Origin of the sequence: Melaminivora jejuensis, assembly GCF_017811175.1 — a bacterium.
GTDB classification, from domain to species: domain Bacteria; phylum Pseudomonadota; class Gammaproteobacteria; order Burkholderiales; family Burkholderiaceae_C; genus Melaminivora; species Melaminivora jejuensis.
This window is the reverse complement of sequence record NZ_JACWIJ010000002.1, coordinates 1923862-1948552: the sequence shown is the minus strand read 5'-3', so window position 1 is coordinate 1948552 and position 24691 is coordinate 1923862. Positions and strand designations below refer to the sequence as shown.

Below are 24691 nucleotides of genomic sequence, written 5' to 3'. Positions count from 1 at the left end.
AGACACCCCGAAAAAACCACAAGGACGCCTGCCATGCTTCGCAAAATCTTGATCGCCAATCGCGGCGAGATCGCCGTGCGCATCGCGCGCGCCTGCCGGGACTACGGCGTGCGCTCGGTCGCCGTCTATGCCGACCCGGACGCCGAGGCCCTGCACGTACAGGCCGCCGACGAGGCCTGGGCGCTGCAGGGCCTGCGCCCCGCCGAGACCTATCTGGACATGGGCAAGCTGCTGGACATCGCGCGGCGCAGCGGCGCCGATGCCGTGCATCCCGGCTACGGCTTTCTGTCCGAGCGCGCCGAGTTCGCCCGCGCCGTGCAGGCTGCCGGCCTGGTCTGGATCGGCCCGCCGCCTGCCGCCATCGAAGCCCTGGGCGACAAGGTGGCGGCGCGGCGCATCGCCCGGCAGGTGGGCGCGCCCCTGGTGGCCGGCACGCCCGGCCCGGTGCAAGGCGCCGATGAGGTGCTGGCCTTTGCCCGCGCCCACGGCCTGCCCGTGGCCATCAAGGCGGCGCACGGCGGCGGTGGCCGGGGGCTGAAGGTCGCCTGGCACATGGACGAGGTGGCCGAACTGTACGAATCCGCCGTGCGCGAGGCCACGGCGGCCTTCGGGCGCGGCGAGTGCTATGTCGAGCAGTTCCTGGATCGCCCGCGCCATATCGAAGCCCAGGTGCTGGCCGACCGGCATGGCCAGGTGCTAGTGCTGGGCACGCGCGACTGCTCGCTGCAGCGGCGCAACCAAAAGCTGGTGGAAGAGGCGCCCGCGCCTTTCCTGAGCGAGCAGCAGCGCCAGCAGATCCACGAGTCGGCGCGCGCCATCTGCGCCGCTGCCGGCTACGAGAGCGCCGGCACGGTGGAATTCCTGCTTGGCTGCAACGGGCAGATTTCCTTCCTGGAGGTCAACACCCGGCTGCAGGTCGAGCACCCGGTGACCGAGGAGACCACCGGTGTCGATCTGGTGCTGGAGCAGTTGCGCATTGCCGACGGTCTGCCGCTGCCCTGGACGCAGACCCCGCCGGCGCGCGGCCACAGCATCGAATTTCGCATCAACGCCGAAGACCCGGGACGTGGCTACCTGCCCACGCCCGGGCGCATCACGCGCTTCGATGCGCCCAGCGGCCCGGGCGTGCGCCTGGACAGCGGGGTGGCCGCGGGCAGCAGCGTGCCGGGCGTGTTCGACTCGCTGCTGGCCAAGCTGATCGTGACCGGGGCGACGCGCGAGCAGGCGTTGGCGCGGGCGCGCCGGGCGCTGCGCGAATTTCACATCGAAGGCGTGGCCACGGTGCTGCCCTTCCACCGGGCGGTGCTGCAGGAGGCGGCCTTCACCGCCGAGGATGGCTTTGCCGTCCACACGCGCTGGATCGAGACCGAGCTGGCGGCGCACCTGGAGCCTGCCGCCCGGCCCGGGCCAGAGGAGGCTGCGCCGCTGCTGCGCACCTTCATCGAAATCGATGGCCGGCGGGTGGCACTGGGGTTGCCGGCGGGGCTGGTGCTGGCTGGCGTATCCGGCCAGGAGGGTGGCGCAAGAGGTGGGAGCGGCGCATCCGGGACGCCGGCCCAGGCGCCGAGGGCTGCCGCTGCGCCGGGCGAGGTATTGGCACCCCTGGCCGGCACCCTTGTGGCCTGGCACCGGCACAGCGGCGACGCCGTGCAGGCCGGCGAGGTGATTGCCGTGCTGGAAGCGATGAAGATGGAGACATCGGTGGCCGCCCCGCAGGCCGGCATCCTGCAATGCCTGGCCGAAGTCGGCAGCGCGCTGCAGGCTGGCCAGAGCCTGGCGCGCATCCAGGCGGCGGGCGCGCAGGCCGGGGGGTGAGGGCGGTTGTGCGTTGAACGCTGAGCGTTCTGCGTGTTTGTGGGCATTCACGCCCAGCGCCCAACGCCCCCCGCCAAACGCTCGACCTTCCTCAACGCGGCGCCACCGGCATGACCTGGACGTAGATCTCACCCTGGCGCACCATGCCCAGCTCGGTGCGGGCGCGCTCCTCGACCATTTCCAGGCCCTCGCGCAAATCCTGCACCTCGGCGGCCAGGCGCTCGTTGTCCTGGCGCGCCCGGGCATTGGCGGCCTGCTGGGCCGCCAGCTGGCTGCGCATCTCGCGCACCTGCGGAATGCTGCCGCGCCCCTGCCACAGCTGCATGTGAATGCCCAGCAGCAACAGGAGCAGCAAGAGCGCGACAGTGCGTGTGGCCACGGGTGCAGTGAGCGGTCAAGCCAAGTGGGCGGGAGGGCAGGAGGGCAGCAAGGCGCCTGGCTGCGCGTCAGCGCAGGTTGTAGAAGGCAGCGCGGCCTGGGTACTGCGCCACGTCGCCCAGGTCTTCCTCGATGCGCAGCAACTGGTTGTACTTGGCGATGCGATCCGAGCGGCTCAGGGAACCAGTCTTGATCTGGCCGGCGTTCAGGCCCACGGCGATGTCGGCAATCGTCGAGTCCTCGGTCTCGCCCGAGCGGTGGCTGATGACGGCGGTGTAGCCGGCGCGCTTGGCCATCTCGATGGCGGCGAAGGTCTCGCTCAAAGTGCCGATCTGGTTGATCTTGATCAGGATGGAGTTGGCTATTGCCTGGTCGATGCCTTCCTTGAGGATGCGGGTGTTGGTCACGAACAGGTCGTCGCCGACCAGCTGCACCTTGCTGCCCAGGCGCTCGGTCAGCAGCTTCCAGCCGTCCCAGTCGCCCTCGTGCATCCCGTCCTCGATGCTGATGATGGGGTATTTGTCGCACCAGGTGGCCAGCATGTCAGTCCACTGCTGGGCCGTGAGCTGCACGCCGCCTTCGCCGGCCAGCACGTACTTGCCGTCACGATAGAACTCGCTGGCGGCGCAGTCCAGGGCCAGCACGATCTGCTCGCCTGCCGTGTAGCCGGCGGCGTCGATGGCTTCCAGGATGAGCTGGATGGCCGCTTCGTGGCTGTCCACGCTGGGGGCAAAGCCGCCCTCGTCGCCCACTGCTGTGCTCATGCCGCGCCCGTCGATGATCTTCTTGAGCGCATGGAAGACCTCGGCGCCCCAGCGCAGCGCCTCGCGAAAGCTCGGCGCGCCCACCGGCACGATCATGAACTCCTGCAAGTCCAGGCTGTTGTTGGCGTGCGCGCCGCCGTTGATGACGTTCATCATCGGCACCGGCAGCTGGCAGCCGCCCATGCCGCCGAAGTAGCGATACAAAGGCAGGCCGGCTTCCTCGGCGGCGGCGCGGGCCACGGCCATGGACACGGCCAGCATGGCGTTGGCGCCCAGGCGGCTCTTGTTGTCCGTGCCGTCCAGGTCGATCAGCGTCTTGTCCAGGAAGGCTTGCTCGGCAGCGTCCAGGCCCAGCACGGCCTCGGAGATTTCGGTGTTGATGTGCTCGACGGCCTTGAGCACGCCCTTGCCCAGGTAGCGGCCCTTGTCGCCGTCGCGCAGCTCGATGGCCTCGCGCGAGCCGGTGGAGGCGCCGCTGGGCACGGCAGCGCGGCCCATGACGCCCGATTCGAGCAGCACGTCGCATTCGACGGTGGGATTGCCGCGGCTGTCCAGGATTTCGCGGCCTACGATGTCAACAATGGCACTCATGGTGATTCTCCAGGGAGTATGAAAACCGTTGCGCCGCAGCAAGAAAAGCGGCTGTATTTTGTATGAAATATGGCGCAAACCCTTGTGGGGCAAGCGATTCCAGCTATCAATGAAGGAGTGAATTCGGGGCTGTCGAATGTCCCCGCATGTCCCCCGACGCCCTCAGACGCCCTCGACGCAGACCATGTGCATGATGGCCGCGCCCTCGCGGGCGGCGCGCGCCTTGCGGTATTCGGGCGAGTCGTGGAAGGCCAGTGCGGCCTCGAAGCTGGCGAACTTCAGGATCACGGTGCGCTGCGGGTTCCAGTCACCCTCCAGCACCTCGACCTTGCCGCCGCGCACGCAGACTTCGGCGCCGTGCGTGCGGATGGCCTCGGTGCTCCAGCGCTTGTACTCCTCGTATTGCTGCGGGTTGGTCACGCTGACCGAGGCAATGATGTATCCGGCGGGCATGGCGTCAGGCTCCAAAGTCGTTTTCCAGAAAGCCGCTTTTCTTGGCCACGGCATCGAGCTGCACCAGGCTGGCCAGCAGCGCGCGCATGTGCCGCAGTGGCACGGCGTTGGGCCCGTCGGACAGGGCGTTGCACGGGTCGGGGTGGGTTTCCATAAACAGCCCGGCCACGCCCACGGCGACGGCGGCGCGCGCCAGCGGTGGCACCATCTCGCGCATCCCGCCGCTGCTCGTGCCCTGGCCGCCGGGCAGTTGCACGCTGTGCGTGGCGTCGAACACCACGGGTGCGCCCGAGTCCCGCATGATGACCAGGCTGCGCATGTCGCTGACCAGGTTGTTGTAGCCGAAGCTCGCACCGCGTTCGCAGGCCATGAAGCGGTCTTCGGACAGACCGGCCTCGCGTGCGGCGGCACGGGCCTTGTCGATCACGTTCTTCATGTCGCCGGGCGCCAGGAACTGGCCCTTCTTGATGTTGACCGGCTTGCCCGATTGCGCCACGGCGCGGATGAAGTCGGTCTGGCGGCACAGAAAAGCCGGCGTCTGCAGCACGTCCACCACCGCTGCCACGTGGGGCACTTCGGCCTCGGTATGCACGTCGGTCAGCACCGGCACGCCGATGTCTTTTTTCACCCGGGCCAGGATCTCCAGGCCGCGCTCCATGCCCGGGCCGCGAAAGCTGGTGCCCGAGCTGCGGTTGGCCTTATCGAAGCTGCTCTTGAAGATGAAGGGGATGCCCAGCGAGGCGGTGATGTCCTTGAGCTGGCCGGCCACGTCCAGCTGCAGCTGCTCGGATTCGACCACGCAGGGGCCGGCGATCAGGAAGAAGGGGTGCTTGAGGCCGACGGGGAAGCCGCACAGTTGCATGTCGGATGTCCTGGTTGGTGCCGGCTCAGGCGCTGGCTGCCGCGCCGGCCTGCTGGTGGCGCTGCACGGCGGCGCGCACGAAGTCGTTGAACAGCGGGTGGCCGTCCCACGGCGTGGACTTGAACTCGGGGTGGAACTGCACGCCCATGTACCACGGGTGCACGTCCTGCGGCAACTCGACGATCTCGGTGAGTTGCTCGCGCTGGGTCTGCGCCGAAATCACCAGGCCGGCGGCGCGCAGGCGATCGAGGTACTGCACGTTGGCCTCGTAGCGGTGGCGGTGGCGCTCGGTGGCGGTGTCGCCATAGATGCGGTGCGCCAGCGTGCCGGGCTGGACGTTGGAGGTCTGCGCGCCCAGGCGCATGGTGCCGCCCAGGTCGGAGTGCTCGTCGCGCGTCATCACGCGGCCATCCTCGTTCTTCCATTCGGTGATCAGGGCAATCACCGGATGCGGGCAGCCCTGGTCGAACTCCGTGGAGTTGGCCCCGGCCAGGCCGGCCACATGGCGCGCATATTCGATGGTCGCCACCTGCATCCCCAGGCAGATGCCCAGGTAGGGCACGCGCTGCTCGCGCGCGTAGCGGGCGGTGCTGATCTTGCCCTCCACGCCGCGCGAACCGAAGCCGCCGGGCACCAGGATGGCGTCGAAGCGCCCCAGCTGCTCGGCAGCGTTGGCGTCGGTGATGGCCTCCGAGTCCATGTGCGTGATCTTCACGCGGACATGGTTTTGCAGGCCGGCGTGCTTGAGCGCTTCGTTGACCGACTTGTAGGCGTCCGACAGCTCGGTGTACTTGCCGACCATGGCGATGCTGATCTCGCCGGCCAGGTGCTCGCACTCGTGTACCAGGTCGTCCCAGCGCTTCAAGTTGGCCGGCGGCGTGTTCAGGCGCAGTTTGTCGCAGATCAGGCCGTCCAGGCCCTGCTCGTGCAACATGCGCGGCACCTTGTAGATGTTGTCCACGTCCCACATGCTGATCACGCCCCATTCGGGCACGTTGGTGAACAGCGAGATCTTGCCCTTTTCCTCGGCGGGCACGGCGTGCAGCGCGCGGCACAGCAGGGCGTCGGGCTGGATGCCGATCTCGCGCAGCTTCTGCACCGTGTGCTGGGTGGGCTTGGTCTTGAGTTCGCCAGCGGTTTCTATCCAGGGCAGGTAGGTCAGGTGGACGAAGGCCGAGTTGTTCGGCCCGAGCTTCAGGGACAGCTGGCGCACGGCCTCCAGAAAGGGCAGGGACTCGATGTCGCCCACCGTGCCGCCGACCTCGCAGATCGCCACATCGACCGCGTCCGGCGTGCCGATGCCGGCGCCGCGCCTGATGTATTCCTGGATCTCGTTGGTCACGTGCGGAATGACCTGCACGGTCTTGCCCAGGTAGTCGCCGCGGCGCTCCTTTTCCAGCACCGACTGGTAGATGCGGCCGGTGGTGAAGTTGTTGGCCTGCTTCATGCGCGTTTCGATGAAGCGCTCGTAGTGGCCCAGATCCAGGTCGGTCTCGGCGCCGTCGTCGGTCACGAACACCTCGCCATGCTGGAAGGGGCTCATGGTGCCCGGATCGACGTTGATGTAGGGGTCGAGCTTGATGAGGGTGACTTTGAGGCCGCGCGATTCGAGGATCGCGGCAAGCGAGGCGGAGGCGATTCCCTTGCCCAGGGAAGACACCACACCGCCGGTGACGAAGACGAATTTGGTCATGCCATTGATCGTGGAGCGGAGCGGGCAGGTCAGACCGGGTGCCAGGGAGCCGGGGGCTGATCCTGCCAGCGCCGCAGGTGCTGCTGTGCAGTGGGCAGGTGGCCCTGAGCTGGCAGCCACCCGTGCAAAAGCCGGCAATTTTACCTTGCCGCCGTCCGGCCCTGCCGGCAGCCTCTGCTACATTGCCCCGATGCAAATACTGGCTGGCAAGCACCTGGTGCTGGGGTTGAGTGGCGGCATCGCCTGTTACAAATCGGCTGAACTGGTACGGCTGCTGGCCAAGGCCGGCGCCAGCGTCCAGGTCGTCATGACCGAGGCGGCCGAGCAGTTCATCACGCCGGTGACCATGCAGGCGCTGTCGGGCCGCGCGGTCTATGGCTCGCAGTGGGATGCGCGCGAGGCCAACAACATGGCGCACATCAACCTCTCGCGCGAGGCCGACGCGGTGCTGATCGCGCCGTGCAGCGCCGATTTTCTGGCCCGCCTGGCGCAGGGCCGCTGCGACGAGCTGCTCAGCCTGCTGTGCCTGGCGCGGCCCATCGAGCGGGTGCCGCTGCTGCTGGCGCCGGCCATGAACCGCGAGATGTGGGCGCACCCGGCCACGCAGCGCAACCTGGCGCAGGTGGCGCGCGACGGCGCCGCTGTGCTGGGCGTGGGCTGCGGCGAGCAGGCCTGCGGCGAGACGGGCGATGGCCGGATGCTGGAGCCTGCCGAGATCATGGAGGAGCTGGCAGCCTTCTTCACGCCCAAGCTGCTGGCCGGCGAGCAGGTGCTGATCACCGCCGGCCCGACGTTTGAAGCCATCGACCCGGTGCGCGGCATCACCAACCTGTCCAGCGGCAAGATGGGCTTTGCCATCGCCCGCGCTGCACGCCAGGCCGGCGCGGAGGTCACGCTGGTGTCCGGCCCGGTGCATCTGCCGACGCCGCGCGGGGTGCGGCGCATTCCTGTCGATTCAGCAAGAAAAATGCTTGAAACCGTTACCAGTCAAGCGCAGAAAGCTAGTATTTTCATAGCGACTGCGGCAGTGGCCGACTGGCGCCCGGCCAGCAGTGCCGAGCACAAGATCAAGAAGGACGGCTCCGGCCAGGTGCCGACGCTGGCCTTCGTCGAGAACCCGGACATCCTGGCCAGCGTGGCGGCCTCGGCGCGCGCGCAAAGCGGCCAGCTGTACTGCGTGGGCTTTGCCGCCGAGAGCGAGAACCTGCTGGAGCACGCGGCCGCCAAGCGCGCACGCAAGGGCGTACCGCTGCTGGTGGGCAACATCGGCCCGGACACCTTCGGCCAGGACGACAACGCCCTGCTGCTGGTGGACGCAGGCGGCCACCGCGAGCTGCCGCGCGCCTCCAAGATCGAGCTGGCGCGCCAGCTGGTGGCGGACATCGCCGCGCGGCTGCGGCACACTCGCGGCGCATGAAGATAGACGTCAAGATTCTCGATGCGCGCATGGCGCAGCAATTGCCCGCCTACGCCACGCCGGGCAGCGCCGGCCTGGACTTGCGCGCCTGCCTGGACGCGCCGCTGACCCTGGCACCCAACGCCTGGGAACTGGTGCCCACCGGCCTGGCCATCCATATCAAGGATCCCGGCCATGCGGCGCTGATCCTGCCGCGCTCCGGCCTGGGCCACAAGCACGGCATCGTGCTGGGCAACCTGGTCGGCCTGATCGACAGCGACTACCAGGGCCAGCTCATGGTGAGCTGCTGGAACCGCAGCAGCACGGCCTATACCCTGCAGCCGCTGGAGCGGCTGGCGCAACTGGTCGTCGTGCCGGTGGTGCAGGCGCAGTTCCAGGTGGTGCAGGAGTTTGCCGCCAGCCAGCGCGGCGAGCGCGGCTATGGCTCGACCGGGCAGCATTGAGACGGCTTGCCTTGAGGGCCGGTGGCGTCAGTCCACGCCGACGCCTTGTCGCTGGCCCGAACTACAGGCGCTGCGCCGCACTGCTGGCCGACTGGCAGGCCGCCATCTGCTGCAATTCCCCTCTGGCCGCGCCGTCCGTATCTGGCCGCCCCGGGCCGAATACTGCACAGTTTTCTTTTTCATCACAGCTACAAGGAGCGATGCCATGCGTCAATATTCCCGTCTCGCTGCCCTGACCAGCACCGTCGTGCTGGCTGGCTCCCTGGCCGCCTGCGCCAGCTCGCCGCGCTACTCCGACCGCCCGTACTACTCGGGCCAGCCGGTGCAGACCGCCCCCACCTATGACGACCGGACGACCGAGTTCGGCGTGGTCTCCAACATCGAAGTCCTGCAGGATCGTGGGCGCACCTCGGGCGCTGGCGCCGTGCTGGGCGCAGTGGTCGGCGGCGTGCTGGGCAACCAGGTCGGCAAGGGAGGCGGGCGCGTTGCCGCCACGGCCATCGGCGCCGTGGGCGGCGCCGTGGCCGGCAACGCCATCGAGGGTAGCGGCGATCGCGGCGGCTACGACGGCTACCGCATCATCATCCGCCTCGACCGGGGCGGCCAGCGCGTCTATGACGTGCCCAACCCCGGCGATCTGCGCCCGGGCGATCGGGTGCGGCTGTACAACGGCCAGATCTCGCGCATCTGAGCTGCGCTGGGGTGACCGCCTGGCGGCGCCTCAGTGCCGGGCGTCGCTGCCGGGCGCCATGGGCTGGATGCGAAAGAAGCCCGCGCCAGCCGAGCGGCGCTCGGCTTCTTCTTCGCTGGCCTCGCGCACGCCGTGAACCCTGAGCTGCAGCCGCAGCGCCATGCCGGCCAGCGGGTGGTTGCCGTCCAGCACCACATGCTCGGGGTAGATCTGCGCCACGGTGTAGAGCGCATCGCGCGGCGCCTGGGCGCTGACGCCCTCGGGCAGTGCCGAGCCCTCGAAGGTCATGCCTTCTTCCAGCTCTTGCGGGAACAGCGCGCGTGCCTCCAGAAACAGCAATTGCCCGTCATAGTCGCCAAAGGCGTCCTCAGGCTCCAGGTGCAGTGACAGCTCGGCGCCTACCTCGTGGCCCTGCAAGGCCTGCTCGATGCGCTCCAGCAGGTCGTCGCCGCCGACCATGAATTCCACTGGCTCGTGCAGCACGTCCAGTTCTTCGCCCAGCGTGTCCTTGAGCACCCAGGTCAGCGCCACTACGCAGTGTTCATTGATTTCCATAAGAGAATTGTCGCAGTTCCCATCTCTCTTCCTCTCTCCCTTTCTCCTTCGGCACGCCCTTGAGGCGCGTCCCACGTCATGGATGTACGACAGCCCACAGCCTTGCTCGGCGGCCTGAGTCCGGCCCAGTTCATGCAGCGCCACTGGCACAGAAAGCCCCTGCTGGTGCGCGCTGCCATCCCCGGCTTCAAGCCGCCCGTGTCGCGCGCCGAACTGCTGCGCCTGGCGGGCAGCGAGGATGTCGAGTCGCGCCTAATCCAACACCAGGACGGCCAGTGGCGGCTGCGCCACGGGCCGCTGCCGCGCCGCGCCATCCCGTCCCTGACCACGCGCGAATGGACGGTGCTGGTGCAGGGCGTGGATCTGCACGACGATGCAGCCCATGCGCTGCTGCAGCGCTTTGCCTTCGTGCCGCACGCCCGGCTGGACGACCTGATGATCAGCTACGCCAGCGACGGCGGCGGCGTCGGGCCGCACTTCGACAACTACGACGTGTTCCTGCTGCAGGGCCTGGGCCGCAGGCGCTGGCGCATCGGGCGGCAGAAGAACGCCAAATTGATCGAAGGCCTGCCGCTGAAGATCCTGGCCCGCTTCGAGCCTGAGGAGGAATATGTGCTCGAACCTGGCGACATGCTGTACTTGCCGCCGGGCTGGGCGCACGACGGCGTGGCCGAGGGCGAGTGCATGACCTGCTCCATCGGTTTTCGCTCGCCCGACGCCGCCGGCCTGGCGCACGAGGTGCTGTTGCGCGTGGCCGATGCGGCTGCCGACGAGGACGACGCGCCGCTGTACCGCGACCCGAAGCAGACGGCCACCGCCAGCCCCGGCGCCATCCCCGCTGCCCTGCAGGCCTTCGCCCGCGAAGCCGTGCAGCGCGCCCTGGCCGACCCGGCGGCGCTGGACTGCGCCCTGGGCGAGGCCTTGACCGAGCCCAAGCCCAACGTCTGGTTCGAGCCGGCGCCTGCGGGCGGCTTGATGGAGCGCGTGGTGCTGGATAAACGCACACGCATGATGTATGACGAGCAGCACATCTTCATCAACGGCGAGAGCTACCGCGCTGCGGGCGACGACGCCGTGCTGATGCGCCGCCTGGCCGATGGGCGCGCCCTCGGGCCGCAGGAGCTGGCGCGCGCCAGCGACGAGGCGCTGGAGCTGCTGGCTGCCTGGTGCGACGCCGGCTGGGCACACGCGCGCAGCGATGGCTAACGCCCTGCCCACAGGCCGCTTCGAGGGCCGAGAGGCCTTTGCCGTCCTGGTGCGCCAGGCATTGGCCGCTGCCGCCCAGGCGGGCTGGGCCGAGCTGGTGTTGAGCGATGCCAGCTTTGCCGATTGGCCGCTGGGCGAGCGCGAGGTGGTGCAGTCGCTGCAGCAGTGGTCACGCGCGGGCCGGCGCTGCACGCTGCTGGCGCTGGACTTCGATGATCTGGTACGCCGCCAGCCGCGCTTCGTGCAGTGGCGCCGGCAGTGGGATCACCTCATCGCCTGCCGCAAGGCCGCCACCCCCGATCCGCTGGCGCTGCCCAGCGTGCTGTGGTCGCCTGAGTGGGTGCTGCAGCGCCATGACCCGGTGCGCAGCGTGGGCGTTGCCGGCCACGAGCCCGAGCGGCGCGTGCAGCTGCGCCAGACGCTGGACGAGTGGCTGGAGCGCCGGAGCACACCCGCCTTCCCGGCCACAGTGCTGGGGCTGTAGCACGATCAATACAGGCTTGTTCTTCGTGTAACTCTGTATTGACGTATCGTTCTTATAATCATCGGCTGATTTCACCAGGGTGCGCAAAGCGCTCTCAGTCGCGCCGATCGCTGTGAGGCGTTGAGGTTCGGCATTTCATAACAATCGTCTTCATCATTAGGAAACTGACATGAAAAATTCCGTCGTCCTGGCCGCCTTGATCGCTGCTGCCGCCCTCGCTGCCTGCGGCAAGAAGGAAGAGCCCGCTCCGGCGCCAGCGCCCGCTCCTGTGGAAGCCCCGGCTCCGGCACCCGAGCCGGCACCTGCTCCCGAGCCGGCACCCGCACCTGCCGAGGCTCCTGCTGCCACCGACGCGGCCACGCCTGCTGCCGATGCCGCCTCCGACGACGCCAAGGCTGCTGCCGACGCTGCTGCCGCCGCCGCAGCAGCTCCTGCCTCCTCGGAAGCCAAGTAAGCACGTCGCCAAGACGCAGCCAGCCTGGCACTCATGTGCCGGGCCAGGCAACAAAAACCCCGTGCGTACCAGCGCTACGGGGTTTTTTGTTGCCTGCTGCCTGCCGAGGCCATCACTCCCAGCGTCCCTGGCCGGGTGCCACCCAATTCGTCCCGGTGCGCTGGTCGGCCACGATGATGTCGGCGCTGGCACAGCCCCAGGCCTGTGCCAGCGCGGCCTGCGCCAAGTGCGGCTGGTTGTTGCGCGCGCTCAGATGGGCCGCCACCACCTGGCGCAGGCCGGGATGGCAGACGGCGCGCAGCAGCTCGGCGCTGGCGTCGTTGGCCAGGTGGCCGTGCGGGCCGGCGATGCGCTGCTTGAGAAAGGCCGGGTAGCGCCCGCCGTGCAGCATGTCGGCGTCGTGGTTGGCCTCCAGCAGCAGGGCGTGGCAGCCTTGCAGGTGCTGCACCACATGCTCCGGGGCATGGCCCAGGTCGGTCATCAGGCCGATGTGCGTGGCGCCGTCGCTCACGCGCAGATGCAGCGGCTCGCGCGCATCGTGGGGCACGGCAAAGGGCCAGGCCTCGAAGCCGCCCAGGTCAATGGCCTGGCCATCGTGGGCAAGGTGCAGCAGGCCGTCCAGCCCGGGCGCGCCCATGCCGCGCCAGGTGCCCTCGCTCATCCAGACCGGGATGCGCTCGCGCAGCGCGAGTTTGAGCACGCAGCCGGTGTGGTCGGAATGCTCGTGCGTGATGAAAACGGCATCCAGCGCGCCGGCGCTGGTGCCGGCGGCCTGCAATCGCACATCCACTTGGCGCAGGCTCAGGCCGCAATCCAGCAGCAGGCGGCAAGGACGCGTGCCGCTGCTGCCGCCCTCGATCAGCGTGGCGTTGCCACCGCTGCCGCTGGCCAGATTGCGAAAGCGCAGCAAGGTTGCGGCAGCCGCTTACTTCAGGTCGTCGGCGATCACGCGCACGATGCGCTCGGCGGTAGCCGAGGACTCGGGCGCGCCGGCAGCGTTGAGCACCGACACGGTGCTGCTGGCGCCCTCGCTGCGCACCACGATGCGGTACTTGAGCGGCGGCGCAGCGTCCGGGCTGCGGCTGAACAGCTTGCCAAAGAAGCCCTGCTGCTTCCTGTCCGCATTGGGCTCGACGTAGCGCACGAAATACACGCCCTGGCTGCGGTCCCGGTCTTCCACGGTGAAGCCGGTGCGATCCAGCGCCACGCCGACGCGGCGCCAGGCACGGTCGAAGGGCTCGGCGATCTGCACCACGGGCACGCCATCGACCTGGCCGATGCTGGCGGCTGGCGCTGCCGGCAGCGGCGCGGCGGCAGCCGCGCGCGACTGCTCCTCGCTCACGCCCAGCTTGACCATCAGGCGGCGCAGGAATTCGGTCTCCAGCTCCGGGTCGGCGGCGCGCGGCTGCCACACGGTCTGATCCTTTTGCGTGTTTGTATAGACCTCGACCATGCCGCGATGGCTGACATAGATCTCGGTGCCGCCATCGGCGCGCCGCTCGATGCGCGTGCGAAAGCGGTCACGCTCGCCGGTCGAGTACAGCGAGTCGAAAACCTTGCCGATGGTCGAGCGGATGATGTCCTGCGGCAGCTTGGCGCGGTTTTCCGCCCAGTCAGTCTCCAGCAGGCCCAGGTCGCGGTTTTCCAGGGTGTAGATGAAGCCGTTGTCCAGCCAGAAGTCACGTACCGGCTCCCACAGCTGGTCGGCACTGCGGCCCACCACCAGCCAGCGCTGGTTGCCGTCGCGCTCGATGCGCACGTCGCCGATGGCCTTGGGCGCGGCGCTGCTGGCGCTGCTGCGGCTTTGCTGCGCCGCGCCGGCCTCGTAGGCGGCGGCGGAGACAGTGCCGCCGGGCACGCTGTAGCGGGTGTCGCGCGACAGTTGCGTCAGGTCGGGCGGCACCTCCAGCGTCGCGCCCTTGCTGGCGCTCTTGTAGTCGATCTTGTCGCTCTCCAAGACGGAGCAGGCAGACAGGGCGAGGGCCAGGCCGAGCAGGCCGATGCGGGTGCTAGGGTTCACGAGAGCAGTCCTCGTTGCGCGGTGCGGATGCGCGAAGGCGGATGGATGGAGCGGGCAGGCGGGCGGCACGTCAGGCCAGCAGGCCGGCGGCGCGCAGTGCGCCCTCGACCACGGCTTCGTTGCCCTGCGACAGTGGCGTCATGGGCAGGCGCATGGCCGGGCCGCACAGGCCCAGGCGCGCCATGGCCCACTTGACGGGGATGGGGTTGGCCTCGACGAACAGGTGCCTGTGCAGCGGCAGCAGCTGGAACTGGATGTCCATGGCGGCCCGGCGGTCGCCGGCGATGGCTGCGGCGCACAGCTGGCGCATCAGGCGCGGCGCGACGTTGGCCGTGACGCTGATGTTGCCGTGGCCGCCGCACAGCATCAGGGCCACCGCCGTGGGGTCGTCGCCCGAATAGACGGCAAAGCCCTGCGGGACGTCGCGGATCAGCCACTGCGCACGCTCGATGTTGCCGGTGGCCTCCTTGATGCCGACGATGCCCGGCACCTGCGACAGGCGCAGCACGGTCTCATGGTGCATGTCTGCCACGGTGCGCCCGGGCACGTTGTACAGCACCATGGGCAGGTCGCCGACCGCCTCGGCGATGGCCTTGAAGTGCTGGTACTGGCCTTCCTGCGTGGGCTTGTTGTAGTAGGGCACGACCTGCAGCTGGCTGCTCGCGCCCACCTGCCTGGCGTAGCGTGCCAGGGCGATGGCCTCGTGCGTGGAGTTGGCGCCGCAGCCGGCCATCACGGGCACGCGGCCAGCGGCCTGCTCGACGGCCACGCGGATGATCTCGCGGTGCTCCTCGACATTCACCGTGGGCGACTCGCCCGTGGTGCCGACGACGCCGATGCAGTCCGTGCCCTCCTGGACGTGCCAGTCGATGAGCTTGCGCAGCGCGGCGTAGTCCACGCTGCCGTCATCGAGCATGGGGGTGACAAGGGCGACGATGCTGCCCGTCAAAGGGGCGCTGGAAAGAGTCATGGCGCGGTCAAAAACGCAAAAAAAGGCATTCTAACGAGGCGACTGCCCACCAGCCGGGACGGGCGGCTGCAGGGGCCAGCGCTGTGCCGGCTGCGCCGGAGCACGCACGGCGGCAATGCGCTGCACGAAGCGCTCGGGGGCGCTCAGAAAGCCGTCCTCGTAGGCCACCACGCGCAGCTCGGCGCAGGCGCGCAGCAACTCGCCCGGCGCCAGCAGGAAGTCGGGCCGTGCGGGCCGGCCCACGGTCTCGTTGCCCTGGGCAAAAGTCTCGTACAGCAGCACGCCGCCCGGCGCCACGCTGGCGACGATGGTCGGCAGCAGTGGCCGCCACAGGTAATTGGTCACCACCACGGCGGCGAACTGCCGCCCGGGCAGGGGCCAGGGGCCATTCTCGATGTCTGCCTGAATGGCTGCAGCGGCCATGTTTGCTATTGATTCAGTAGCTGACAGCGCTTGATCCACGCCGGTTACCGGGTGATTTCGTTCATGAAACCAGCGCACGTGCCGGCCCGCGCCGCAGGCCACGTCCAGCACGGCGCCGCCAGCGGGCACCAGGTGCGACCAGCGCACTATCCATTGCGAGGGCGGGTGCAGGTCGGCAGCGGTCATGGCAGGGGTGCGGGGATTCGGTTGTCTAGAAGCAGGCCCACAGCTGATCGGCCAGCGTGAGCATGAAGTCCGGGCGCAGATACCAGGCGAACACGGCCAGCAGCACGGCGGCCAGCGCCAGGGCCAACAGGGCGTTGCGCACAGGCAGGCGCCTCATGCGGGCTGGGCCGCCGTTGCAGCGGCGGGGCGGACGATGGCGTTCTCACGCACCGGCAGGTTGAGCAGCCCGGCCAGAATGCCCAGGGCAATCGCCAGGTACCAGACGATGTCGTAGCTGCCCGTGCGGTCGTACAGATAGCCGCCCAGCCACACGCCCATGAAGCTGCCGATCTGGTGGCTGAAGAACACAAAGCCGCTGAGCATGGACAGGTGCTGCACGCCGAAGATCTGCGCCACCACGGCGTTGGTCGGCGGCACGGTGGACAGCCACAGCATCCCCATGACGGCGGAAAACACGTACACCGAGGTGGGCGACAGCGGCACCAGCATGAAGATGGCGATGACCACCGCGCGCGCCCAGTAGATGGCTACCAGGATGGTGCGCTTGGGCAGGCGCTGGCCCAGCGCGCCGGCGGCATAGGTGCCCACCACGTTGAACAGGCCGATCAGCGCCAGCGCCATGCTGGCCACCTGCGGCGTCAGGCCGTGATCCTTGAGGTAGCTGGGCATGTGGACGCCGATGAAAACCACCTGGAAGCCGCAGACGAAATAGCCCGCCGTCAGCAGCAGGAAGCTCGGGTGGCGCAGTGCCTCGGCCACCGCGTGGCCCACGCTCTGGCCGTGGCCGCCGGCGCTGCGCTGGCGTTGGCCGCCAAAGCCCGGCTCACGCAGGCCAAAGGCCAGCGGGATGATCAGCAGCGCCATGGCCGCTAGCACCAGCAGCGCCTGCTGCCAGCCCAGGCTCAGGATCAACTGGCCCTCCAGCGGCACCATCAAAAACTGCCCGAACGAGCCGGCTGCCGCCGCCACACCCATGGCCCAGGAGCGCCGCTCGGCCGCGATCTGCCGGCCCAGCACGCCATAGATCACGGCATAGGTCGTGCCGGCCTGCGCCGCGCCTATGACCACGCCAGTGCTCAGGGCAAACAGCCCTGGCGTGGGCGACAGCGCCATGCCGGACAGGCCCAGCGCATACAGTAGCGCCCCGCCGATCAGCACCCGGAAGGCGCCCAGGCGATCCGCCGCCATGCCGCCGAAGATGCCGAACACGCCCCAGGCCAGGTTCTGGATGGCCATGGCAAAGGCAAAGGTCTGGCGCGTCCAGCCCATGTCCTGCGTGATGGGTGCAAGCCACAGGCCGAAGCCGTGGCGTATGCCCATGGACAGCGTGACCACGGCAGCGCCGCACGCCAGGATCTGAAACATGGGAAGAGGAGACTGCTGGGAGGGGCCGGAGTGCATCCGGGCGAATGTAACCAAAACCCGCGCCACCTGCCGGGCCAGGCAAAAAACGCCAAAATACTGTTCAAAAAACCAGTTATCTACAATCTGCCGCCATGGCCAGCAAAGCACAACACCACCCCGCCCACGACTACGGCGAGCGCTCCATCCGCGTCCTCAAGGGCCTGGAGCCCGTCAAGCAACGCCCGGGCATGTACACCCGCACCGACAACCCGCTGCACATCATCCAGGAGGTGCTGGACAACGCCGCCGACGAGGCGTTGGCCGGCTACGGCAAGAAAATCCGCGTGACGCTGCACCTGGATGGCTCGGTCAGCGTCGAGGACGATGGCCGGGGCATCCCGTTTGGCCTGCACCCCGAGGAAAAGGCCCCCGTGGTCGAGCTGGTCTTCACCCGGCTGCACGCCGGCGGCAAGTTCGACAAGGGCCAGGGCGGTGCCTACAGCTTCTCGGGCGGCCTGCACGGCGTGGGCGTGTCGGTGACCAATGCGCTGTCCACGCGCATGGAGGTGGCCACGCACCGCGAAGGGCAGGTGGCGCGCCTGGTCTTTGCCGGCGGCGACGTGGTCGAGCCGCTGGCGGCCCGGCCCCTGCAGCCCGGCGAGCGCAAGCAGGGCACGACGGTGCGCGCCTGGCCCGACGCGAAGTATTTCGAGTCCAGCCACCTGCCTATGGGCGAACTCACGCACCTGCTGCGCAGCAAGGCGGTGCTGATGCCCGGCGTCGCCGTCACGCTGTACAACGAAAAAACGCGCGAGACGCAAACCTGGCAATACAAGGGCGGCCTACGCGACTATCTGGCGCAGACACTGCCCGCCGACCCGGTCATCCCCATGTTCGAGGGCGAGGGTTTTGCCGATGCCGGCAACGACCACTTTGCCGAAGGCGAGGGCGCAGCCTGGGCCGTGGCCTTCACCGAAGAAGGCGCGCCGGTGCGCGAGAGCTACGTCAACCTGATCCCCACATCCGCCGGCGGCACGCACGACAGCGGCCTGCGCGATGGCCTGTTCCAGGCCGTCAAGAGCTTCATCGAGCTGCACGGCCTGCTGCCCAAGGGCGTCAAGCTCATGCCCGAGGACGTGTTCGCCCGCGCCAGCTACGTGCTGTCGGCCAAGGTGCTCGATCCGCAGTTCCAGGGCCAGATCAAGGAGCGGCTGAACTCGCGCGATGCCGTGCGGCTGGTGTCCAGCTTCGTGCGTCCGGCGCTCGAACTGTGGCTGCATCAGCACGTGGACTACGGCAGGAAGCTGGCGGAGCTGGCCATCAAGGCGGCGCAGACCCGCCAGCGCGCCGGCCAGAAGGTCGAGAAGAAAAAAGGCTCGGGCGTGGCCGTGCTGCCCGGCAAGCTCACCGACTGCGAAAGTCGCGATACGGCGTACAACGAAGTTTTCCTGGTCGAGGGCGACTCCGCCGGCGGCAGCGCCAAGATGGGCCGCGACAAGGAGACGCAAGCCATCTTGCCGCTGCGCGGCAAGGTGCTCAACACCTGGGAGGTCGAGCGCGACCGGCTGTTTGCCAACACCGAAGTGCACGACATCGCCGTGGCCATCGGCGTCGATCCGCACGGCCCGCAGGACGAGCCGGATCTGTCCGGCCTGCGCTACGGCAAGGTCTGCATCCTGTCGGACGCGGACGTGGACGGCTCGCACATCCAGGTGCTGCTGCTGACGCTGTTCTTTCGCCACTTCCCCAAGCTGATCGAGGCCGGCCACATCTACGTGGCGCGCCCGCCCTTGTTTCGCGTGGACATCCCGGCGCGCGGCAGAAAGCCGGCGGCCAAGCTCTACGCGCTGGACGAGGCGGAACTGACCGCCATCCTGGACAAGGCCGCCAAGGAAGGCGTGGCGCGCGAACGCTGCCAGATCAGCCGCTTCAAGGGCCTGGGCGAGATGAACGCCGAGCAGCTGTGGGAAACCACGCTCAACCCCGACACGCGCCGATTGATGCCGGTGCAGCTGGGCGCTGCGGGCCACGAGGCCACGGCAGCACTCATGACCCGCCTGATGGGCAAGGGCGAGGCCGGCTCGCGGCGCGAGCTGATGGAGCTGCATGGGGATTCGGTCGAGGTGGATGTGTGAGCGCAGCCGATGCTGGGCGAGCTTGCTGACGTTTGACGATACTAACGACTAACGTTAGCATTTCGCATGGCGATCCAATCCCTTGCCGACTCCGACACCCGAGCTTTGTTCGAGCAGCAGCGGGTCAGGCGCTGGGTGCACATTGAGACGGTCGCCCTGCGCAAGCTGGCCATGCTGCACCGCGCTGCGGTACTGGATGACCTGCGCATCCCGCCCGGCAACCGCCTGGAAGCCCTGCAGGGCGATCGCAAGGGCCAGCACAGCATCCGCATCAATGACCAGTGGCGCGTGTGCTTCGTCTGGCAGAACGGACACGCCACGCAGGTGCAAATCGTTGACTACCACTGAAAGGAGCACTGCATGACCACCCAAGTCGCATGGCCGCACCCCGGTGAAATCCTGCTGCATGAGTTTCTGGAACCCATGGGCCTGACCCAGTACCGGCTGGCCAAGGAGATTGGCGTCTCGCAGCGCCGCATTGGCGAGATCGTGGCGGGCACGCGCTCCATCACCGTCGATACTGGGCTGCGGTTGTCGAAATTTTTTGGGACGTCCGACGGATTCTGGGCGGGGCTGCAGTTCGATTACGACACGGCCATCGCCAAGGAACGCATGGCCGATGTGCTGGCGCAGATTCGGCGCTTCGAGCATGAACCCGCCCAGTGAGAATCCACAGGGCTTGGCCAGCGAGGCCGGCGCGCGTGATCGCGTGCTGCAAAGCTGGAAGCAGTACGTCCGCCAGTTCGACGCAGAGCGGCGCACCAGTGACGCCCCTGAGATCACGCAGGAAGCAATTGCCCAGGAGATCGAGTCGGCACGTGCTCAACGCCGCGCCGGTCTTGCTCCCTCTCCCTCCGGGAGAGGGCTGGGGTGAGGGCCGCCAGCTGAACCAATTGCGAGTGTTTTAGCCTGCCAGCCCGCGCCATACAAGCGCAAGCAGCTATCAAAAAAGAAGCAACCGAGCGGGCATAAAGCCGCTCTCATGAGAACAACCTCCGGAGGATTCCTTGTCTGCCATCCATGACTTGATCGCCCAGATCGGCGAGCCGCGCCTGCGCGGTTGCGCTCCGGCTTGAGCCAACGAGGAACCAGCGCCCATGCCCACACTGAACTGGATCGGCAAAGAAGCCGTCGTCAAGCACCACAAGGAAGTGCCATTCCGTCTGCTGGAGCCGGTACCGGAGCTCTCCTGCGGCCCGGGGCAGGGCAAAGACTCGGGCAACCTCATCGTGCAGGGCGACAACCTGCATGCGCTCAAGGCGCTGCTGCCGCGCTATGCCGGGCAGGTGAAGTGCATCTACATCGACCCGCCTTACAACACCGGCAATGAAGGCTGGGTCTACAACGACAACGTCAACAGCCCGGAGATCCGGAAATGGCTGGGCGAAGTGGTCGGCAAGGAAGGCGAGACGCTGGATCGGCACGACCGCTGGCTGTGCATGATGTACCCGCGGCTGGTGTTGCTGAAGCAGTTTTTGAGAGAAGACGGTTTAATTTTCGTGTCTTTGGATGATAACGAGCAGCACTCTCTACGTTGGCTTATGGATGAAGTATTTCAACGAAAAAACTTTGTGGCACAGTTTGTTTGGAATACCGAAGGTCATACAGATAATCAATTTCATGTAAAAGTAAATCATGAATATGTTATCTGTTATGCGATGAATTCAGAGAGGGTGGCTTTCGGGCACATCATCGATCCGAATACTAGAGAGGAAAGTAATTTATGGGCTGGATTTGCGGAAAATTCCATTACAAAAAATGGGTCTGCAAATCCTCCTAGTGAAATTGTATTGCCTGTCGGTTTTCCCGTGGCGGCTGCTGAAATTGATCTTCCAGCAAGTGAAATACCTGTAGGTTTGGTTCAAGCAATGACTGAAGAAGGACTGTCAAGTAATCCTCTAAAGAGGCGTTTTGGCAAAATTCAATTTCCTCTAAGATTGGATCCAATGAAGGGGGTTAGTGGAAAGCTAACTTCTTCTTGCAGGGTTTTTTCTGGCTGGGCGAATGCTAATAAATTGCGCCGCTTCATTGAAAATAGCTGCCTTCCATTGGATGAAGATGACGGACAGCTGAAATTTTTTCTATCGGCAAGCGGTGTTATCTATTACAGAAAAGATCGCGGTGAGAAGGCTAGGAATATTCTTTCAGTGTTGCGTGGTTTTGGGACGACAGAAAAAATGCGTGCTGAACTTGAAAGGATGAATATTAGCTTCAGCTACCCTAAGCCCAAAGAATTAATAAAGTATATTATCAGGATGGGCTCTGAGGAGGGTGATATTATTTTGGATTCTTTTGCGGGCAGTGGCACGACTGGGCACGCTGCTCTAGAAATGGCTGCAGAAGGGGAGAGAAGGCATTTTATTCTTATTGAGATGAGCGATTCCACTGCAAAAGATATCGCAAGGAAGCGGTTGGAGCTAGTTTCCGGCGGTCTTATGGGCGCTGTAGGGGAAAATGTTCAAGGAGCGGGTGGCGGTTTCCAATATTGTCGCCTGTCTGCCGAGCCCCTTTTCGCAGCAGACGGCCAGATACGCAACGATGTGAAGTTTGCCCAGTTAGCCGAATTCGTCTGGTTTGCCGAAACCGGCACCGGTTTTACCGGCACCGCCGACTCTCCGCTGTTGGGCGTGCATGAAGGCCGCGCCATCTACCTGCTCTACAACGGCATCCTCAAGGACAAATCTGTGGGCGGCGGGAACGTGCTCACCGGCCCGGTATTCGAGGCGCTGCCGAAGTTTGCCGGCCCGAAAGTGATCTATGCCGCTGCCAATCGCATGGGTGCCCGCGCCGCACGCGAAGGCGTCACTTTCAAGCAAACCCCTTATGCGCTAGAGGTGTAGGCCATGTCCGGGTTCGCACCGAAAATCTATCAACAGCAAGTGCTCGGCAGTGTGGAGGCCTATTTCAAAGCCTGCCACGAATTGCCGTCACCTTCGATTGCCTTCACCGCCACCACCGAACGCCTGTGGGGACGCGGCAATCTGTACAACCCGCTGTCGGGCTTTCCGGCCGACATGCCGTATTTCTGTCTGCGCGTACCCACCGGCGGCGGAAAGACCTGGCTGGCGGCGAAAAGCGTTCAACTGGTCAACACGCATCTGCTGCGCACCGAGCACAGCGTGATTCTGTGGCTGGTGCCCAGCAAGCCGATCCGCGAACAGACCCTCAAGGCGCTGAAGGATCGCAGCCATCCCTATCACGCCGCACTGCGCGAGGCAGGCCCGATCACGGTGCTCGACTTGGACGAAGCCAAGAGCGTGACCCGTGCCACGCTGGACACCTCGACCACGGTGATCGTGGCCACACGGCAGGCCTTCCAGGTGGAAGATGAAGAATGCCGCAAGGTGTACCAGTCCAGCGGCGCACTGATGCACCACTTCGACAACCTGTCGCCAGTGCAGCGCGATGGCTTGCTGACCGATGGCGAGGGCAGCGGGCGCACCACGCCGTATTCACTGGCCAACGTGCTGCGGCTGCGCCGCCCGTTCGTGGTGGTGGACGAGGCGCACAACAGCCGCACCGAACTGGCCTTCGATATGCTGGCGCGCTTTCGCCCCAGCGGCGTGATGGAGCTGACCGCCACGCCCGATCTGGAGCGCACACCGACCAATGTGCTGCACAGCGTATCCGCCGCCGAGTTGAAGGCGGAGGAAATGGTCAAGCTGCCGGTGGTGCTGCAAACCGAGCCGAACTGGCAGCAGTGTCTGGCCGATGCCATTGGCCGACGCGATGCCCTGCACAAGCTGGCCGATGAAGAACGCCGCGCCGGCGCAGCCTATCTGCGCCCGCTGGTGCTGATTCAGTCCGAACCTCGCCGCGCCGGTATCGAAACGCGGGACTTCGAAAAGGTGAAGAACGAGCTGATCACCAACCACGGCATTCCCGGCAGCGAAATCGTGGTGGCCACGGGTGACGAAAAGGGCCTGGAGCAGATCGACGCTGACTACAAACTGGGCATTGCCGATCCGGCTTGCCCGGTGAAATTCGTCATTACCCAGAGAGCGCTGGCCGAGGGCTGGGATTGCCCGTTTGCCTACATTCTGGTGAGCATGGCCTCGCTGTCGTCGGCTACGGCGGTGGAGCAGTTGCTTGGGCGCGTGTTGCGGCAGCCAGGTGCTGTCCACCGGCAGGCCAAGGCGTTGAATCAATCCTATGCCTTCGTGGTATCGCGCGACTTTGCCGAAACAGCGGGGGCGCTGCGCGACCGTCTGGTGGCCGGCGCCGGGTTCGAGCGGCGCGAAGTCGCTGAATTCGTCACGGCCGCCAGGGCCGAACAGGCCCGGCTTGACCTGGAGGGCCATGCCGGGCGCGTGGTCGTTCGGCCCGTAGCGATCACATTGTCCGAAAAGCCCGACCTGAAGAGCGTACCGAAGCCGGTACGAGACAAAGTGAGTTGGGACGGCAAGCTCAACACGCTGACCATCAGCACGCCGCTCACGGAGGATGAGGCCGAAGTGCTCAAGGCGTCGGTTGCCTCCGAAACCGCTGCGGCGGCAATTGTGGAAGCCGCCGAAGTCAGCCGCACCACGGCGATCGAATTCTTCCAGACGCCGGCTGAACTGGGCGTGCGTTTCCGGGTGCCGCAGTTGGCCTTGCGGGTGCAGGGCGGGCAAGGTGAATTGGCGCTGTTTGATGACCCGGAGGTGCTGGAGTATCCGTGGGATCTTTCACCCTACGATGCCGCACCGACGGCCGATGACCTGACGGCATTGGGGGCGGCGCTGAAGGTGTCGGAAGGCGGCGAGATCGATATCGATGCGAGTGGTCGCCTGGTGTCCCGCTTCCTGCCCGATTTGCAGCGCGATCTGGGTCTTGTTTATCAACCCGAAAACTGGGATGAAGTTCGCATCGCCACCTGGCTGTGTCGCAACCTCCCCGAGCCCTCACTGACCCACGCGAGCAAGCAGGCATTTGTTGCTGCGTGGGTCACCGATCTGCTGCGACGTGAAGGTTTCACGCTGGCACGCGCCAACCTGCAGAAATTTTTGGTCCGCAATCTGATCGAGGCCCGAATTCGCGAGCTGCGCAAGCAGGCCGTTGGCGCGGCCTTCCAGCAGGCGCTGTTCGGAGACGGCGCAGCCACCCGAGTGGCAGTGACCGATCAATACGCTTTCGAGTTTCACGCCCAGGCCTATGCCCCGAGCCGCGATTACGACGGGCGTTTCGGGCACTTTGATTTCCGCAAGCACTTCTATGGGCGGATGGGTGACTTCGATAGCAAGGAAGAATTCGAATGCGCCTGCCAGCTGGATATGTGGGCGCAGCAGGGCCGGATCCGGTACTGGGTGCGTAATCTGGTTCGGCGTGAGGGCAGCTCATTTTTTCTGCAGAAGGCCGATGGCCGCTTCTACCCTGATTTTCTCTGCCAATTGCCCGATTCGGCGGGCCAGCCGGGGCCGATTCTGGCGGTTGAATACAAGGGCGCGGATCGATGGAACGGGGCTGAGGATGACCGCCTGATCGGTGGCCTATGGGCCCAGCTGTCGGAAGGCCGCTGCCGGTTTGTGATGGTCAAGGACAAGCGCTGGGATTGGGTCGAGAAGGCGCTTGGATGAAGCGGCCATGTGTTCCGTCTGGAATTTCTGCCACAAGCTGGGGCCCCAATGGCGTTTCCAGCAAAAGTGCACCGCCGGCTGCATTTTTTCGCGCAAGCCCTCACTTGCGAACCACATGCCTCGCCGCCCCGTTGAACCAGGCATCCAGCTGGCCAAGGCTGCCTCCAGGCATCCTCCGAGTGGCAATAGCAAATTTGGCCCCCTTTTTGAGTATTTGAACGTTTTGGCCTCTAGCCAGCGCCAGTCAAGCGC

Annotated in this window: 25 protein-coding genes; 13 read left to right on the top strand and 12 right to left on the bottom strand. The window is 66.3% G+C overall.

The window, feature by feature from the left end:
- The first annotated feature begins 33 nt into the window (after positions 1-33).
- Positions 34-1815, top strand: coding sequence for an acetyl/propionyl/methylcrotonyl-CoA carboxylase subunit alpha (locus IDM45_RS09230; RefSeq protein ID WP_209422579.1), 1782 nt, complete (start codon positions 34-36; stop codon positions 1813-1815).
- A 91-nt stretch (positions 1816-1906) separates the two neighbouring features.
- Here the strand turns inward: IDM45_RS09230 and ftsB are convergent, their stop codons facing one another.
- The 5 genes from ftsB to IDM45_RS09205 all read right to left on the bottom strand — a co-directional run bounded on the left by ftsB (position 1907) and on the right by IDM45_RS09205 (position 6556).
- Positions 1907-2194 carry a cell division protein FtsB gene (gene ftsB, locus IDM45_RS09225; RefSeq protein WP_209422578.1) on the bottom strand — a complete coding sequence of 96 codons (288 nt, stop codon included), beginning with the start codon at positions 2192-2194 and terminating at the stop codon, positions 1907-1909.
- Between the two features lie 67 nt (positions 2195-2261).
- Positions 2262-3548 (bottom strand): phosphopyruvate hydratase, encoded by a 1287-nt coding sequence (gene eno, locus IDM45_RS09220; protein WP_209422577.1) that lies wholly within the window; start codon positions 3546-3548, stop codon positions 2262-2264.
- A 162-nt stretch (positions 3549-3710) separates the two neighbouring features.
- On the bottom strand, positions 3711-4001 hold the full coding sequence (locus IDM45_RS09215) for a DUF1330 domain-containing protein (protein WP_209422576.1): 291 nt from the start codon (positions 3999-4001) through the stop codon (positions 3711-3713).
- A gap of 4 nt (positions 4002-4005) precedes the next feature.
- Positions 4006-4863 carry a 3-deoxy-8-phosphooctulonate synthase gene (gene kdsA / locus IDM45_RS09210; protein WP_209422575.1) on the bottom strand — a complete coding sequence of 286 codons (858 nt, stop codon included), beginning with the start codon at positions 4861-4863 and terminating at the stop codon, positions 4006-4008.
- Between the two features lie 25 nt (positions 4864-4888).
- A complete protein-coding gene (locus IDM45_RS09205; protein WP_209422574.1) occupies positions 4889-6556 on the bottom strand; it encodes a CTP synthase in 1668 nt (555 codons plus the stop codon).
- Between the two features lie 190 nt (positions 6557-6746).
- Here IDM45_RS09205 and coaBC point away from each other — a divergent pair, with 190 nt between their 5' ends.
- The 3 genes from coaBC to IDM45_RS09190 all read left to right on the top strand — a co-directional run bounded on the left by coaBC (position 6747) and on the right by IDM45_RS09190 (position 9107).
- Positions 6747-7973 carry a bifunctional phosphopantothenoylcysteine decarboxylase/phosphopantothenate--cysteine ligase CoaBC gene (gene coaBC / locus IDM45_RS09200; protein WP_209422573.1) on the top strand — a complete coding sequence of 409 codons (1227 nt, stop codon included), beginning with the start codon at positions 6747-6749 and terminating at the stop codon, positions 7971-7973.
- A complete protein-coding gene (dut, locus tag IDM45_RS09195; RefSeq protein ID WP_209422572.1) occupies positions 7970-8416 on the top strand; it encodes a dUTP diphosphatase in 447 nt (148 codons plus the stop codon). The genes coaBC and dut overlap by 4 nt, the downstream gene beginning before the upstream one ends.
- 205 nt (positions 8417-8621) lie before the next feature.
- Entirely contained in the window at positions 8622-9107 is a 486-nt protein-coding gene (locus IDM45_RS09190) for an outer membrane lipoprotein (protein WP_209422571.1), read from the top strand.
- A 30-nt stretch (positions 9108-9137) separates the two neighbouring features.
- On the opposite strand, the gene IDM45_RS09185 is transcribed toward IDM45_RS09190, so the two are convergent.
- Positions 9138-9662: an FKBP-type peptidyl-prolyl cis-trans isomerase gene (locus tag IDM45_RS09185; protein ID WP_209422570.1), complete on the bottom strand. Its 525-nt coding sequence runs from the start codon at positions 9660-9662 to the stop codon at positions 9138-9140.
- A gap of 78 nt (positions 9663-9740) precedes the next feature.
- Here IDM45_RS09185 and IDM45_RS09180 point away from each other — a divergent pair, with 78 nt between their 5' ends.
- From IDM45_RS09180 to IDM45_RS09170, 3 genes are all read left to right on the top strand, one after another.
- Entirely contained in the window at positions 9741-10868 is a 1128-nt protein-coding gene (locus tag IDM45_RS09180; protein ID WP_209422569.1) for a cupin domain-containing protein, read from the top strand.
- Entirely contained in the window at positions 10861-11352 is a 492-nt protein-coding gene (locus tag IDM45_RS09175; protein WP_209422568.1) for a hypothetical protein, read from the top strand. The genes IDM45_RS09180 and IDM45_RS09175 overlap by 8 nt, the downstream gene beginning before the upstream one ends.
- A gap of 169 nt (positions 11353-11521) precedes the next feature.
- Positions 11522-11806 (top strand): hypothetical protein, encoded by a 285-nt coding sequence (locus tag IDM45_RS09170; protein ID WP_209422567.1) that lies wholly within the window; start codon positions 11522-11524, stop codon positions 11804-11806.
- 112 nt (positions 11807-11918) lie between these two features.
- Here IDM45_RS09170 and IDM45_RS09165 read toward each other — a convergent pair whose 3' ends face one another.
- From IDM45_RS09165 to IDM45_RS09145, 6 genes are all read right to left on the bottom strand, one after another.
- The gene (locus IDM45_RS09165) at positions 11919-12716 is read right to left on the bottom strand and encodes an MBL fold metallo-hydrolase (RefSeq protein WP_209422566.1); all 798 of its coding nucleotides are present in this window, start codon (positions 12714-12716) and stop codon (positions 11919-11921) included.
- A gap of 15 nt (positions 12717-12731) precedes the next feature.
- Positions 12732-13826, bottom strand: a complete 1095-nt coding sequence (gene bamC, locus IDM45_RS09160) for an outer membrane protein assembly factor BamC (protein ID WP_209422565.1) — start codon at positions 13824-13826, stop codon at positions 12732-12734.
- A 70-nt stretch (positions 13827-13896) separates the two neighbouring features.
- A complete protein-coding gene (dapA, locus tag IDM45_RS09155) occupies positions 13897-14796 on the bottom strand; it encodes a 4-hydroxy-tetrahydrodipicolinate synthase (RefSeq protein ID WP_209422564.1) in 900 nt (299 codons plus the stop codon).
- A gap of 30 nt (positions 14797-14826) precedes the next feature.
- A complete protein-coding gene (locus IDM45_RS09150) occupies positions 14827-15405 on the bottom strand; it encodes a class I SAM-dependent methyltransferase (RefSeq protein WP_209422563.1) in 579 nt (192 codons plus the stop codon).
- A gap of 25 nt (positions 15406-15430) precedes the next feature.
- Positions 15431-15562 (bottom strand): hypothetical protein, encoded by a 132-nt coding sequence (locus tag IDM45_RS17935; protein ID WP_267912107.1) that lies wholly within the window; start codon positions 15560-15562, stop codon positions 15431-15433.
- The gene (locus IDM45_RS09145) at positions 15559-16770 is read right to left on the bottom strand and encodes an MFS transporter (protein WP_232654101.1); all 1212 of its coding nucleotides are present in this window, start codon (positions 16768-16770) and stop codon (positions 15559-15561) included. Before IDM45_RS09145 ends, IDM45_RS17935 begins: the two co-directional genes overlap by 4 nt.
- Before the next feature lie 131 nt (positions 16771-16901).
- Here IDM45_RS09145 and IDM45_RS09140 point away from each other — a divergent pair, with 131 nt between their 5' ends.
- From IDM45_RS09140 to IDM45_RS09115, 6 genes are all read left to right on the top strand, one after another.
- Positions 16902-18884 carry a DNA topoisomerase IV subunit B gene (locus tag IDM45_RS09140; RefSeq protein ID WP_209422561.1) on the top strand — a complete coding sequence of 661 codons (1983 nt, stop codon included), beginning with the start codon at positions 16902-16904 and terminating at the stop codon, positions 18882-18884.
- Positions 18885-18950: 66 nt separating this feature from the next.
- Positions 18951-19232, top strand: a complete 282-nt coding sequence (locus tag IDM45_RS09135; RefSeq protein WP_209422560.1) for a type II toxin-antitoxin system RelE/ParE family toxin — start codon at positions 18951-18953, stop codon at positions 19230-19232.
- A gap of 12 nt (positions 19233-19244) precedes the next feature.
- Positions 19245-19550 (top strand): HigA family addiction module antitoxin, encoded by a 306-nt coding sequence (locus IDM45_RS09130; protein WP_209422559.1) that lies wholly within the window; start codon positions 19245-19247, stop codon positions 19548-19550.
- Positions 19534-19758 (top strand): hypothetical protein, encoded by a 225-nt coding sequence (locus IDM45_RS09125; protein WP_209422558.1) that lies wholly within the window; start codon positions 19534-19536, stop codon positions 19756-19758. Before IDM45_RS09130 ends, IDM45_RS09125 begins: the two co-directional genes overlap by 17 nt.
- A gap of 223 nt (positions 19759-19981) precedes the next feature.
- Positions 19982-21724 carry a site-specific DNA-methyltransferase gene (locus IDM45_RS09120; RefSeq protein WP_209422557.1) on the top strand — a complete coding sequence of 581 codons (1743 nt, stop codon included), beginning with the start codon at positions 19982-19984 and terminating at the stop codon, positions 21722-21724.
- Positions 21725-21727: 3 nt separating this feature from the next.
- Positions 21728-24439 carry a DEAD/DEAH box helicase gene (locus IDM45_RS09115; protein WP_209422556.1) on the top strand — a complete coding sequence of 904 codons (2712 nt, stop codon included), beginning with the start codon at positions 21728-21730 and terminating at the stop codon, positions 24437-24439.
- Positions 24440-24691: the final 252 nt, after the last annotated feature.